Here is an 11,954-nt window from a genome sequence, read left to right as displayed (position 1 = left end):
TGCATGAAAGCGAGGCATTTACATGCCTCGCCTTCTTACGAACGTCAGTCGAGTTTCGGTCAGCATCTGCGTTATTGCTAACCTCTCGTCGGGCCGCAACCTTTCTTTGACGCGGTCGAAGGCGACGCTGGCGACGTCGATCGAGGCTTCGGCCGAGCGAAAATCCGGTTCCTTCCCATCGGTGTCCGCAAGATAGGCGTGCGCCGCCAGCGTGAGCGTCGTGATCACTTCCGTGAGCAGCGGCTCGAGCGGCGGGATCTGCCCTTGGAATCCGGCCAAGTGTTCGTCGGATGCTTCCGCGTGCGAACTCATCGGTGCCAGAGTTACGCGGCCGAGGAAGCCTTCCCTACCGTTTTTTCTGCCGCGCGCGCGTCGCCGACCATTTTCAGGAAATACGCGTGGACCCGCGGATCGCCGCTGAGCTCGGGATGGAACGAGGTTCCCAGAACGTTGCCCTCGCGAACCATTACGCCGTGACCGTCGCGCGAGGCAAGCAGTTCAACGCCCGGGCCGACGCGCTCGATCCACGGCGCGCGAATGAAGATTGCCGGAAAGGGTGCGGGTCCGAGCACCGGGATCGGGAGCTCGATCTCGGCCGATTCGTTCTGTCGTCCGAACGCGTTGCGGCGTACGGTAATGTCGATGAGGTCGAGCGTGGGTTGCTGCAATCCGGCGACGTCGTGCGCGGTAACGATCATACCCATGCACGTTCCCCACAACGGCATGCCGGCGCGCGTGCGATCGACGATCGGTGCGGCCAGACCAAAGCGGTCGAGCAGCTTCATCACCGTCGTCGACTCGCCCCCGGGGATCACGAGCCCTTGCGCGCGCGCAAGCTGTTCCGGCGTTTTTACCTCGATCGCATGCGCACCCGCGCGTTCGAGCGCGGCGACGTGCTCGACGACGTCGCCCTGCAGCGCGAGCACGCCGATCACCGGGGTGTTAGTTTCCACGCGTCGCGAGCAGCTCGCTTTCGTCGAGTTTGCGCACGTCGAGCCCGGCCATCGCGTCGGCGGTACCGAGTGAGCGGCACGCCTCGGCAACGACCTTCGGGTCGTTGAAATGCGTGGTCGCGTCGACGATCGCGCGCGCGAACTTCTTCGGATCGTTCGACTTGAAGATGCCGCTGCCGACGAAAATGCCTTCGGCGCCGAGCTGCATCATCAGCGCCGCGTCGGCCGGCGTCGAAACGCCTCCGGCGCAGAAGAGAACGACCGGCAGCGTGCCCGCTTGCGCGACGTCACGCACCAATTCATAGCTCGCGCCGAGATCGCGCGCTCGCGCGACCAGTTCTTCTTTGGGAGAGACCGAGAGCTGGGCGATGGCGTCTTTGATCGCTCGGATGTGACGGACGGCTTCGACGATGTTGCCGCTGCCCGCTTCGCCCTTGCTGCGGATCATCGCCGCGCCCTCGGTGATCCGGCGCAACGCTTCGCCCAAATCGCGCGCACCGCACACGAACGGCGTGGTGAACGCGTGCTTGTCGACGTGGTACAGATCGTCGGCCGGCGTCAGCACTTCGGACTCGTCGATGTAATCGACGCCGATCGCCTGCAGCACTTGGGCCTCGGCGAAATGCCCGATCCGCACCTTGGCCATCACGGGAATCGTAACCGCGTCCATGATGCCTTGAATCAATTCGATCGCGCTCATGCGGGCAACGCCGCCCGCCGCGCGGATGTCGGCCGGGATGCGCTCGAGCGCCATCACGGCGACCGCCCCGGCCTCCTGGGCGATGACGGCCTGTTCGGGGGTGACGACGTCCATGATGACGCCGCCTTTGAGCATCTGGGCAAGCCCGCGCTTGACGGTTACGGTTCCGGTAGCCTTCTCATCCATGTCTCTATCGTAGCAAGACAAACCAACGGAGACATTAGTTACAATTTGCAGCCTAGCGCGGCGTAACGGCGACCTGCGGGCTGGGGCTGCCTTGCGTCGACTCCTGCGAGAAGGTGGTCGGCGACGCTCCGGGGCTCGGCGGCGGGGTCTGATCCCAGATCGGGAGATTCGGATTGGGCGTCCACGTCGAGGCGGGTGAAGGCTTGGGGGAGGGCGTGGCCGCGGTCGGTAAGGGCTTGGGCGGCACCCGCGGATCCGGGAATCCGGGATCGGGCGCGGCCGCCAGCGTCTGCGAATTCTTCCAACCTGGACCGTACGGACCGCTGCTGGAGGGTTCGGGCAGCGGCGTGATCAGCGGGGTGGTCGCGGTGCTGTCGGTGTCGACCGCGTCGACCAATACGCGATCGCCCATATGCTCGCCGATCAAAATCGCAGTCAATAGAACCGCCACCCCCGCCGCCAGCAGAGCCGTCACGAAGCGCTTCGATGGATCGATCACGCGGGCACCACGTCGAGCTTGGCGGCACGCGCCTTACGCTCGGTCGGACGGCCGATCAACTGCACCTCGCGCAATTCGCCGGCTTCCATCTGCACGCGGACGGTGTGTCCGCGGAATTCGACCAGCGCGGGACGCGAACGGTCCATCATGTTGCAGACGAAGATGCGCACCGCTCCCCGCTCGTCTTCGAACGCGATCGCACCGATCTCGACCGGTGAGATCGTCACCTCGTCGCTCACGTCGCGGCCGGCAAAGATGCACGTGAACGGCTCTTCGGCCGAAAGCTCGGGCATGTCGCCGTAGATGCGATCGTGCAGCAAGTCGATCACGTAACTACAGCGCTTTCCGCCCCAGTGCACGCGCGCGGCCGCGATCCACTGCCAGCCCTCGGGACGCAGCGGCGCGAGGTGCGGCCGGCCGCTGGTGCGGTAACCGTCGAGCCCCCCGATCGTCTCGGCCACGGCCCAGAGATATTTGGCCCCGGTCCACGGCGAGAGGTACATGCCTCGATTCGCGAGCGAGCCGCCATCGAACCACTCCGCGAACTCACCGGGCACGGTGTTTCGCGAGCTGCCGACTTCCATCGACCCATAGATGACGTCCAAGAAATGCACGCATTCGTCGACGAAGCCGTCGCGCGCGAGTGCGACGGCGAACCACAGCGTGAGGTCGGGCCAGATGCCGCCGAGCAACCCGAATCCGTATGACGGGAAGTACCACGCATCGGCGGTCGAAATCGTGCGCAACCCTACCGGCGTAATGAAGTCGGCTTCGAGCAAGCGGCGCAGAATCGAACGCCGCTGATCGACGTCGGCGACGCCGAAGAGCACCGGAAAGATTTCGTCGGCCGTAAAGCTGTCCTGATAATTGCGATCCTGATCGTAGTTGAGCACGAAGGCTCCGGTGTCGTCGTTGAACAGAAAATCCATCATCGCGCCGCGCAGCGCCTGTGCTTCGTTGGCGTATTTCTCCCAGTTTGCCCAATCGCCGGCCACGGCACACATCATCGCCGCCGCTTCGAGGGCGAAGACGCCCTCGGCGTTGATCTCGGTCACCGCGCCGTCGAGCGTGTAATAGGGAATGATGTTGCGCCACGACGAGATGCCGTACATGTCAACGCCCTTGGCTCGGCAAAAGATCAACCCTTGATCGTCGCGCTGCGAAATCATGTAGTCGGCCAGCTTGACGATCAGCTGCAGCTTCTCGCGAACCCAGCCGTCGTCGAGGGTGGCGTTGTAGTAGTGCAGCATGGCGACCAGGTGCAGCGGCGTATCGTCGTTGATGTTCAGATCGTAAGCCGTCGTGTACCCGTTGACGCCGCGCACGTACTCGATCATCAAACCCGACTCTTCGACGCTGCGGTTGAAGACCTCGAGCGCGTCGCGGCTGAACTGCGGCCAAAAATAATCGAAGCCGTGCACGAACCACGACGTGTCGCGCGACACGAGGATGTCGGAGGGCGGTGAATTGGTCGATCCCCAACCTTGCGGATACTCCTTGACGATGCGAATCATGTTGGCTTTGGCCCAGGCGACGCCGCGGCTGATCGTCGGGGAGGGCGTCATGAAGCGCGCGTCGGCGAGCCGGCGCGCGAAGTAGCGCTGGGTATCGTGCAGCGCTCGCTGGTCGGCCAGCAGTCGCTCGAGCACCGGCAGGCTGCGTTCGGTGCCGTCTTTATGAAAGACGACGGCCAAGCGCAGCGATTCACGGGCCCCGGGTGCGATCGCTATCGAGTATTCGAACGCCCCGAAAATGCGGCGGCCGGTGATCGTGGACGTTTCGGCCGCGGTGCGGCCGAAGTCCGGAATGCCTTCGGGCAACAGCGAACCGCGCCGGATGTTCTCCACCAAGACCTGCTCGCGCAACGAAAGTTCCGCCGCGCGCGGCTCGCGCGAACCGCCCCACCAACGCGTAGCGCCGTTCTCGTTGTTTCTCGAACAGATGAAACGGCCTTGCGCCCACGCGGTCATTTCGCTTTCGGGCTCACCGTAAAAGCGCTGGCCGACGAGCATCGCCGAAGGGAATACGGAAACGTCGATCGGCGCCGCGCCCGGGTTGTAGAGCGTGACGTCGACGACGAACGAAACCGCGCGATCGAATGCCTCGCCGAACGGCACGTAAAATGCCTCGGTGACGTGCACGCGGTGTTCCAGCGTAAACTCGCCGATTTGGGCGTAGGGCAAGAAGGTGATTTCGCGCTCGATCTGGTGAGGGGGGAGCGTCTGCGCGCTGCCGCCGATGCGATACACGATGTGATGCGTCCCAAAGACGATTTTGTCCGAGTCGGCGTCCCAAAGTCCGCGCACGCCGCCCTTTGCGGTCGATTGCGCGAAGGACTTGTAATTCCCGAGCAACAGCCCGTAGGGCGTCTGCGATTCGGGGAGGACGTAGGCGCAAAACTCGTTTCGCAGCGCGTCGTAGCTCGGACCCATCGTATGACTCCTACGCCCTTGACGGGGGCGCCCCTTTCGCCGGAAACTGATGCGGATGAACTTCGCCTGCCCGGCAAAGATCAATTTGACGCTGGAAGTGCTCGATCGTCGAGACGACGGCTACCATGCGCTGCGTAGCGTTATCGTACCCCTCGAGCTAGCGGACGACTTACGCGTCGAGCCCGCCGCCGGCTTCTCGTTCACCTGCAGCGATCCGACGCTCGAAGGCGAGGATAACCTCGTCGTAAAAGCGGCGCGCGCGCTCGACCCGCTCCCGCGCGCGGCGATCGCGTTGCACAAAGTGATTCCCACGCAGGCCGGTTTGGGCGGCGGTTCGAGCGATGCGGCAGCGCTCTTGCGCGCGGCCATGTCGGGGGCGTTCGAGCATCGTTACACTCGGGACTGGATCGGCCTGGCACGTTCGCTCGGTTCCGACGTGCCGTTCTTTCTCACCGATTCCGGCGCGCTCGTCGAAGGCACAGGCGAGCGCGTGACCGCCGTGGGGGCGTTGCCGGCGTGGCACGTGTTGATCGTCAAACCGCCCGCGTCGGTCTCGACGGCAGCCGCGTATGCGCTGCTCGACCGCACGAGCCGGCCGTCGCGCCCGCGCAACGCGTCGGTATCGCTCGAGGCGGTGAGCGCGCTGCAGCGCGACGACTTCGAGACGGTCGAACGCCTTCTTCAGAACGATTTTCACGATCCGATCGCCGAGTCGACGCCTCCGGTCGCGCGCGCGATCGAAGCGCTGCACGCAGCCGGTGCGCGCAATGCCCTGCTGGCCGGTTCCGGTTCAGCCGTCTTCACGCTCGCGCGCAGCGCGGAAGAGATCGCCGCGATCGATTCGAGGCTGGACCTGAGCCCCGACTATCTTCGCTTGCGGACCGCGTTCGCGCACGGGCGTTCCTGGCGCGGCGGCGTCGCACTTCGAGAAGCTCAGGGCACGCCGTGAGGACGACGGCGGTCGTGTTGGCCGGCGGCGGTCCCGACGAGGTGGCCGCGCTTCAACCCGGCGCGATCAACAAGGCGTTCGTGCGAATCGGCGGCATCGCGCTGGTCGAGCGCACGTTGCGCGCGCTGCGCGCGAGCACGCTGGTCGGCCGCATCATCGTCGTCGCCCCGCAAGCGGTGCACGCAGATGCCGCACTCGCCGGCGCCGACGAACGACGCGCCGACGGCACGAAGATTCAGATCAGCCTGAGCAACGGATTGGCACTTCTACCGCCGGACGAGATCGTGCTCGTCAGCACTTCCGATCTTCCGATCCTCACGCCGGATTGCGTCGACGATTTCATCGAACACGCGTACGACGTGGATGCCGACATCGGATACGGCTGCGTCGAGCGGACGGTGCACGAAGCGCTCTTTCCCGAAGTTCCGCACACCTGGGCGCGCCTGCGCGAGGGCACGTATTGCGGCGGCGGGCTCATAGCGATCAAACCGCGCGCGCTCCCGGCGCTCGAGCGCTTCATCGAGCGCCTCGGTGCCGCGCGCAAGAACCCGCTGCAACTCGCGTCGCTGTTCGGATGGGACGTCATGGCGCGGTTCGCGTTCGGCCGGCTTTCGATCGCCAGCGCCGAACGGCGGGCCTCGCAACTCTTGGGCGCGAGCGTGTGCGCGATCGTCTCGCCCTACCCCGAAACCGGCGTCAACGTCGACCGCGCCAGCGACGTCGCGTTAGCGGAGAGGCTGGTGAGCTCCGAGAGGGCCGATGCATAGCAATGCACCGGCCCTCCGAAGAGTGGGTCAGCCGCGACGCTGCACGATCTTGGCGACCAGCCCGGCGAGGGAGTACGCGAACGCCATGATGCCAATCCCCGCGCAGACGTAGGCGAAGGCCGGAAGCCCCGAGCGCGAGAGCAGCATCGGAACGACGACGGCGGACCCGAGAGTGCCCGAGATCCAGAACCACCACGGTGAATGGCGCGCCGCGACCTCGATCGGAGATTGGCCGCGCGGGTATTTCTCGCCCCAGATATTCTTGCTCATTGGCTAACGAATCCTAGCCGACGCCCCCGCTCACGACGATACCCCTGCCCCGCTATGGGAATCACATTTGAAAGCACCGCGATCCTTCCTGCAATCACCGAAGTGCTTCCGGAGTACGCTGATTCCTTTGACCCAGCAAGCATCGAACGGCTAAGTAAGCTGATGACGTTCGTCATAGTCCTTGTCATCCCGAGCCCCTCGGTAGGGGTCCTTCGACTTCGCTCACTTCGTTCGCTGCGCTCAGGATGACAAGAGGGATGCGTTCGCTACGCTCACGATGACAAGAGGGGTGCGTTCGCTACGCTCACGATGACAAGGGGGTCTTGCCCGGTGTGCGCCAGCGTTTGAATAAATCGTTGGTGATGCCGAACTGATCGAGCGCCTTGCCGACGGTGTGGGCGATGATGTCGTCGACGCTCTGCGGCGCGGCGTACATCGCGGGTATCGGCGGCAGGATGACGGCCCCGATTTCGGCGAGTTGCGCGAGCGTGCGCAGATGCCCGAGGTGCAGCGGCGTCTCGCGCACGACCAGCACCAGCTTGCGCTTCTCCTTGAGGCAAACGTCGGCCGCGCGCACCAGCAGATTGTCGTTGATCGAATACGCGATCGCGCTCGCACTCTTCATCGAACAGGGGATGATCAGCATCCCGTCGGTGACGAAGGATCCGCTCGAGATGGCGGCGGCGAGATCGTCGCCGCGGTGGACGACGTCGGCGAGCGCTTCAAAGTCGTCGGCCGTCATGTCCATCTCGAGTTCGATCGTACGGCGTGCGGCATCGGTCACGACGACGTGCGTCTCGACGCCGCCGATCGCGCGCAGAGCTTGCAGCGCCATGTAGCCGTACGCACTGCCGCTCGCACCACTGATACCGATGATGATGCGCCGCATGGTTTCTCCCTTATACGCCTCATGCAAGGGCGCCTGGTCCACGACCTGTAACTGCTACGCTGTATCGTGACTGTGGACGCTTCGCTTGCCGCTGCTTTTGTTGCCGACCTTCGTGCGTGGGCCGAGACCGAAGAGGATGCACCCCTCGTCCGGGCGCTGCGCTCGCCGTGCTCGGGCGTGCCGCACGATACCGCCGCCGCCTACGCAACCGCGGCGACGCGTGTGCCGCCGCTCCTGGACGCAATAGCGCGGGGATTGCTCGCCGTCTCGAGCGCGGAACGCGATGCGCTGCTCTCGTTCGCCGAGCGCGTGCGCGCGATCGGCCCGCAAACCGACCTCTACGAACGCTTCGGCCTCGAACCGCGGCCCGACGATGAGAGCGAGGATAGCGGCGGCGAGTTTGCGCTGGCCCTCGCGGAAAGCGCCGATCCGCGCTCGGGCGTGCGCGCGCGGCAGCCCCACTTTTCCGCGTCGGCGCTCAACGCATACGCGGATTGCGCGCGAAAGTGGTACTACCGCTACGTTTGCGCCGCGGTCGAAGACGCGCCGTCGTCCGCTTCGACGTACGGCACCGCCTTTCACGCCGCGCTCGAAGATTTTCACGCCGATTTTCCCAGCCCGAACGCGCAAGACGAAGCGGCGATGCGGGTCCGGATCGCGGAGAACATCCGCTGGAACTTCGAGCGCTTTCGCGAGCAGTTCGATACGGCGGTGGAACTCGAGCTGCAAAAGCGGCGAGCCTTGCGCACCGCGCAGCGCTATGTCGACTGGCTGCTTGCCGAAGCTGCCCGCGGTCCGTTTACGGTCATCGGGCGCGAGGTCCCGGTCGAACTCGACTTGGACGGTTTCGCGTTCGTCGGATTCATCGACCGCCTCGACCGCGACGACCGCACCGGCGCGGTGAGCATCTTCGATTACAAGACCGGATCGATCGCGACCAGCGCCGCCGAATACCGCGACCAAGTGCGGCGCTTTGCCGACTTTCAGCTGCCGTTTTATTACTGGGCGCGCACGGCTGCGGGCGACCGCGTGGCGAGGCTGGCGCTGATCCCGCTCAAGGATTCGCTGCTCGACGTCGTGCCGATCGCGCTCGAGGTCGTTCCCGTTGCCGGGCCTAACGGAAAGCGCAGCGACGCGCCGACGGGCACGATCGCGATCGGCGAGCTGGAACGCGCTCGCACCCGCATGGTCGAGATCTGCCGCGAATTGACGGCGGGGTCGCTCGAGCATTTCCCGGTGACGAGCGACCCGTCGGCCTGCACGTACTGCGCGTATCGCGATGCGTGCGCCGATCGGCCGCATGACGAGCGCGAGCGTTTCGGACGATGATGGCGATCGACGCCGGGTTCGAAGAATCGCTCGAAATCGCCGGACCGAGCCGTTCGGGGAAGACCACCACGCTGCTGGCGCGCGCGCAGCGTTACGAGCGCGAGATCGGGACCGATTTTCTCTTTGCGCGCCATCCGTGCGAACTGGTCGCGCTGGCGATTGCCGTCCACGAAGCCGCCGGCGCGCCGGTTCGAATTTCCGACGAGATCGAAGCGCGGCGGTTGTTCGCCCGCTGCGCGGAGCCGCTCTTCGATTTCATCTGGCCCGAGTTGCTGAATGCCAGCCTCGATCCCGAGGTCGCCGCGCTGCGCTCGCCGGAGCGTTTTCTCGATGCCGCCTATCGTTTGATTCGCAAACTGCGCGACGGCGCGGTCGACCCGCAAACCTTCCTCGATAAGTCGCTCGCCGGTGCGACCGATTTCTATGCCAAGCCGCCGAACTTCGCGCATGCCGACTTGATCGCCGCGACCAAGGATGCCTATCGCGACTCGCTCGACGTGTCGCCACAGGAACTGCAGCGGCAATACCGGCGCGAAATCGACCTGGTCAAGATCTTGCACAAGCTCTATGCCGGATACGTCGCCGCTACGGCCGCCGAGAGCGCGCTCTGTGCGAGCGATGCGATTGCGTCGGCGCTGCAGCGGCTGCGCGATGAGCCGGCCCTCGGATCGGCGGTTCGCGCGCGATATGGACACGTCTTCGTCGATGAGATGCAGGAGGCGACGCCGGCGCAGCGCGCGTTGCTCGACGCGATCTACGGTACACCGCTCAAGAACGTCACCTTTGCCGGCGATGCGAAAGCCGCCACCAGCCGCTTTAAGGGCGCGCGTCCCGAGGTTGCGCTCGCCGGCGCCGGCCGCACGATCGCACTCGCCGGCCAAGCACCCAGCGCCGCTCTCGCGCTGCACCGCGCAAAGACGCCGGTTGAGGAAGCGGGATACATCGCGCAGAGCGTGCACGAAGAGATCGAGCGCGGCGTACCGCCCGACGAGATCGCGCTCCTCTTCCGGAGCAGCGCCGACGTGCAAGTCTATCTCGATGCACTGCTCGATCGCAACGTTCCCGCGGCGACGGCGGGCGACGTGAACGTCTTCGCCGACCGCCGCGCTCTCGATGCGCTGGCGCTGCTCTGGAACGTGTGGGATCCGTTCAGGCACGACTGGCTGCTGCGCACGCTGAGCGGCAAAGCGATGGCGCTCTCCGATGCGTCGGTCGCCGCGTTGTGCTCGGACCCGCCGGATCCACAAGCCGCGCTCTTCAATTTCGACGAAGAACAAGCGCCGACGGTCCGCACGAGTCGCTGGAATCCCAAACGCGACGTGCGGCTCGGGTGGAATGTATTGCGCGGCGATAACGACGCGCTGCTCAATGACGTCGCGCGCGCACGCATAGAACGCTTTCGCACGCTGCGCCGGGGATGGATCGAAGCGATGACCACGCTGCCTTTCCCGGCGTTCGTGCGTAAGGTTTGGGCCGAGGGTCTGGCGCAGGATGGTCCCGACGGATCGGCGCGCGCACGCGCCCAGCAGCCGATCCTACGCCGATTGCAGCGGCGGCTGATCCGGCTGCACCGCGATCGTCCCGAAGCGACGCTCGGCGATCTGCTGACCGACTGCCTCGAACGGGCACAGAGCGACGGCGAGAGCTGCGAGATCGTCGAGGACTCGGGCTTCGTGCACCTGCTCAGTATCGACGCAGCCCGCGGGCGCTCGTTCGCGGTCGTCGTGATTCCGGATGCGCGGCCCGGCTCGTTTCCGCGTTGGTATGTGCCCGACTCGTTCTTATGGAGCCCGACGTTGGGAATGGTCCCGCGCGAGAACGTCGGCGATGCGCAAGCGTCGCGCACCGCCAAGTTCAGTTACTATCTCTATCGCACCAAAGCACGCGAAGCATACAACGCCCAAGAGCGCTGCGCGTTCGAGTACGCGCTCTCGCGAGCGCGCGCACGACTCCTGGTCACCGCCTCGGGCCCGCCCACGCGCGGCCTCACCGCGCCGGAATTCCTCGAAGAGCTGCGCGCGCGATGAAACTCCAACCGATCGATTTCGAAACCTACGCCGAAACGGTGCTTCCGCTCAGTGCGCCGCTCTGGGGCGGCGAGCGCACCTTCGAACGCTACGTCGAGCACACCGGCGAAGTCGCGCGCAGCGGATACGGGCGGCGGCACTATCGCACCATCGGTCTCTACAACGGCAAAGCGCTGCTGGCATCGTTCAAACGATACGAGCGCACGCTGCGCAACGGCTCGGAACGGTTGCGGGCCCTGGGCGTCGGCGCCGTCTTTACGCCGCCCGACTTACGCGGCCGCGGGTACGCCAGCGCGATGCTCGCGATGGAACTCGACCGTTCGCGCGCCGAAGGCTTCGATCTCGCGTTCCTTTTCTCGGACATCCGGCCGCAGTTTTACGCCGAGCTCGGCTTCTCGCTGCTGCCCTCGCGCTCGATCAGTCTGCGCGCCGACAGCTTGGCAAAGACGCGCGTCGAAGTGGCGCGGCTCGAGGAACGGGACTGGCCCGGCGTGCAGCGCTGTTTCGAACTCTGCGAACACCAACGAACGAGTGCGTTCGTGCGCACGCCGTTGGTGTGGGAATGGCTGCGGCTGCGCATGCGTCAGGGCTCGGAACATCCGGGCAGTATCGAGACCAACCTCCTCGTGCGTCGTGGGCGCGCGATCTCGGCCTACGTTCTCGGTGCGCGCGCGCCCAAGCACGACGCGTACATTCTCGATGAATTCGGCTACGCCGATGCCGAAGCGGCAGCGCTGATTCCGGCGCTGCTTCGCAGCGCGGCCGGCGACCTCCGGCGAATCACCGGGTGGCTTCCGCCCGAACCGGCGCGTGAACGACTTCCGCGCGCGAGCGTGCGCAAGCGCGCAAGCGCGCTGCTCATGGCCGCCGGGCTCAGTGCGCCGGGGAAGCGATGGGTTTCCGGCGCCGCCTCCGCAAAGAACGAGTGCATCTGGGGAACCGATCATATCTAG

The 11,954-nt window shown here is 65.5% G+C and carries 12 protein-coding genes; 5 read left to right on the top strand and 7 right to left on the bottom strand.

The features are described from left to right. Positions 1-18: 18 nt before the first annotated feature. Genes VMF11_10405 through VMF11_10385 form a run of 5 tightly spaced genes read right to left on the bottom strand, consistent with a single transcriptional unit; the run spans position 19 to position 4,770 of the window. The gene (locus VMF11_10405) at positions 19-312 is read right to left on the bottom strand and encodes a hypothetical protein (protein HTU70715.1); all 294 of its coding nucleotides are present in this window, start codon (positions 310-312) and stop codon (positions 19-21) included. Between the two features lie 11 nt (positions 313-323). After that, positions 324-953, bottom strand: coding sequence for a pyridoxal 5'-phosphate synthase glutaminase subunit PdxT (pdxT, locus tag VMF11_10400; protein ID HTU70714.1), 630 nt, complete (start codon positions 951-953; stop codon positions 324-326). After that, the gene (pdxS, locus tag VMF11_10395; protein ID HTU70713.1) at positions 943-1,839 is read right to left on the bottom strand and encodes a pyridoxal 5'-phosphate synthase lyase subunit PdxS; all 897 of its coding nucleotides are present in this window, start codon (positions 1,837-1,839) and stop codon (positions 943-945) included. Before pdxS ends, pdxT begins: the two co-directional genes overlap by 11 nt. A gap of 52 nt (positions 1,840-1,891) precedes the next feature. Next, the gene (locus VMF11_10390) at positions 1,892-2,314 is read right to left on the bottom strand and encodes a hypothetical protein (protein HTU70712.1); all 423 of its coding nucleotides are present in this window, start codon (positions 2,312-2,314) and stop codon (positions 1,892-1,894) included. Between the two features lie 20 nt (positions 2,315-2,334). Then, positions 2,335-4,770: a hypothetical protein gene (locus VMF11_10385; GenBank protein HTU70711.1), complete on the bottom strand. Its 2,436-nt coding sequence runs from the start codon at positions 4,768-4,770 to the stop codon at positions 2,335-2,337. Positions 4,771-4,825: 55 nt separating this feature from the next. Here VMF11_10385 and ispE point away from each other — a divergent pair, with 55 nt between their 5' ends. Both ispE and VMF11_10375 read left to right on the top strand, forming a co-directional pair. Then, positions 4,826-5,719: a 4-(cytidine 5'-diphospho)-2-C-methyl-D-erythritol kinase gene (ispE, locus tag VMF11_10380; GenBank protein ID HTU70710.1), complete on the top strand. Its 894-nt coding sequence runs from the start codon at positions 4,826-4,828 to the stop codon at positions 5,717-5,719. After that, positions 5,716-6,486 carry an NTP transferase domain-containing protein gene (locus VMF11_10375; GenBank protein HTU70709.1) on the top strand — a complete coding sequence of 257 codons (771 nt, stop codon included), beginning with the start codon at positions 5,716-5,718 and terminating at the stop codon, positions 6,484-6,486. The genes ispE and VMF11_10375 overlap by 4 nt, the downstream gene beginning before the upstream one ends. Before the next feature lie 27 nt (positions 6,487-6,513). Here the strand turns inward: VMF11_10375 and VMF11_10370 are convergent, their stop codons facing one another. Both VMF11_10370 and VMF11_10365 read right to left on the bottom strand, forming a co-directional pair. After that, positions 6,514-6,756: a hypothetical protein gene (locus tag VMF11_10370; protein HTU70708.1), complete on the bottom strand. Its 243-nt coding sequence runs from the start codon at positions 6,754-6,756 to the stop codon at positions 6,514-6,516. 304 nt (positions 6,757-7,060) lie between these two features. Continuing rightward, positions 7,061-7,645: a UbiX family flavin prenyltransferase gene (locus VMF11_10365; protein HTU70707.1), complete on the bottom strand. Its 585-nt coding sequence runs from the start codon at positions 7,643-7,645 to the stop codon at positions 7,061-7,063. A 72-nt stretch (positions 7,646-7,717) separates the two neighbouring features. On the opposite strand from VMF11_10365, the gene VMF11_10360 reads away from it, so the two are divergent. Genes VMF11_10360 through VMF11_10350 form a run of 3 tightly spaced genes read left to right on the top strand, consistent with a single transcriptional unit; the run spans position 7,718 to position 11,954 of the window. Next, complete coding sequence (locus tag VMF11_10360; GenBank protein ID HTU70706.1) at positions 7,718-8,974, top strand: PD-(D/E)XK nuclease family protein; 1,257 nt, start codon at positions 7,718-7,720, stop codon at positions 8,972-8,974. Next, positions 8,971-11,001 carry a UvrD-helicase domain-containing protein gene (locus tag VMF11_10355; GenBank protein ID HTU70705.1) on the top strand — a complete coding sequence of 677 codons (2,031 nt, stop codon included), beginning with the start codon at positions 8,971-8,973 and terminating at the stop codon, positions 10,999-11,001. The genes VMF11_10360 and VMF11_10355 overlap by 4 nt, the downstream gene beginning before the upstream one ends. Beyond that, a complete protein-coding gene (locus tag VMF11_10350) occupies positions 10,998-11,954 on the top strand; it encodes a GNAT family N-acetyltransferase (protein HTU70704.1) in 957 nt (318 codons plus the stop codon). Before VMF11_10355 ends, VMF11_10350 begins: the two co-directional genes overlap by 4 nt.

The organism is Candidatus Baltobacteraceae bacterium, assembly GCA_035502855.1.
GTDB lineage: Bacteria > Vulcanimicrobiota > Vulcanimicrobiia > Vulcanimicrobiales > Vulcanimicrobiaceae > Aquilonibacter.
The sequence above is the reverse complement of the archived record's forward strand: the minus strand, read 5'-3'. Positions and strand labels throughout refer to the sequence as shown.

What these genes read in the sequence shown, in the direction of transcription:
- VMF11_10405 (HTU70715.1), bottom strand. Translation starts at nt 312, where the DNA reads ATGAGTTCGCACGCGGAAGCATCCGACGAACACTTGGCCGGATTCCAA.
- pdxS (HTU70713.1), bottom strand. Translation starts at nt 1,839, where the DNA reads ATGGATGAGAAGGCTACCGGAACCGTAACCGTCAAGCGCGGGCTTGCC.
- VMF11_10385 (HTU70711.1), bottom strand. Translation starts at nt 4,770, where the DNA reads ATGGGTCCGAGCTACGACGCGCTGCGAAACGAGTTTTGCGCCTACGTC.
- ispE (HTU70710.1), top strand. Translation starts at nt 4,826, where the DNA reads ATGAACTTCGCCTGCCCGGCAAAGATCAATTTGACGCTGGAAGTGCTC.
- VMF11_10370 (HTU70708.1), bottom strand. Translation starts at nt 6,756, where the DNA reads ATGAGCAAGAATATCTGGGGCGAGAAATACCCGCGCGGCCAATCTCCG.
- VMF11_10365 (HTU70707.1), bottom strand. Translation starts at nt 7,645, where the DNA reads ATGCGGCGCATCATCATCGGTATCAGTGGTGCGAGCGGCAGTGCGTAC.
- VMF11_10355 (HTU70705.1), top strand. Translation starts at nt 8,971, where the DNA reads ATGATGGCGATCGACGCCGGGTTCGAAGAATCGCTCGAAATCGCCGGA.
- VMF11_10350 (HTU70704.1), top strand. Translation starts at nt 10,998, where the DNA reads ATGAAACTCCAACCGATCGATTTCGAAACCTACGCCGAAACGGTGCTT.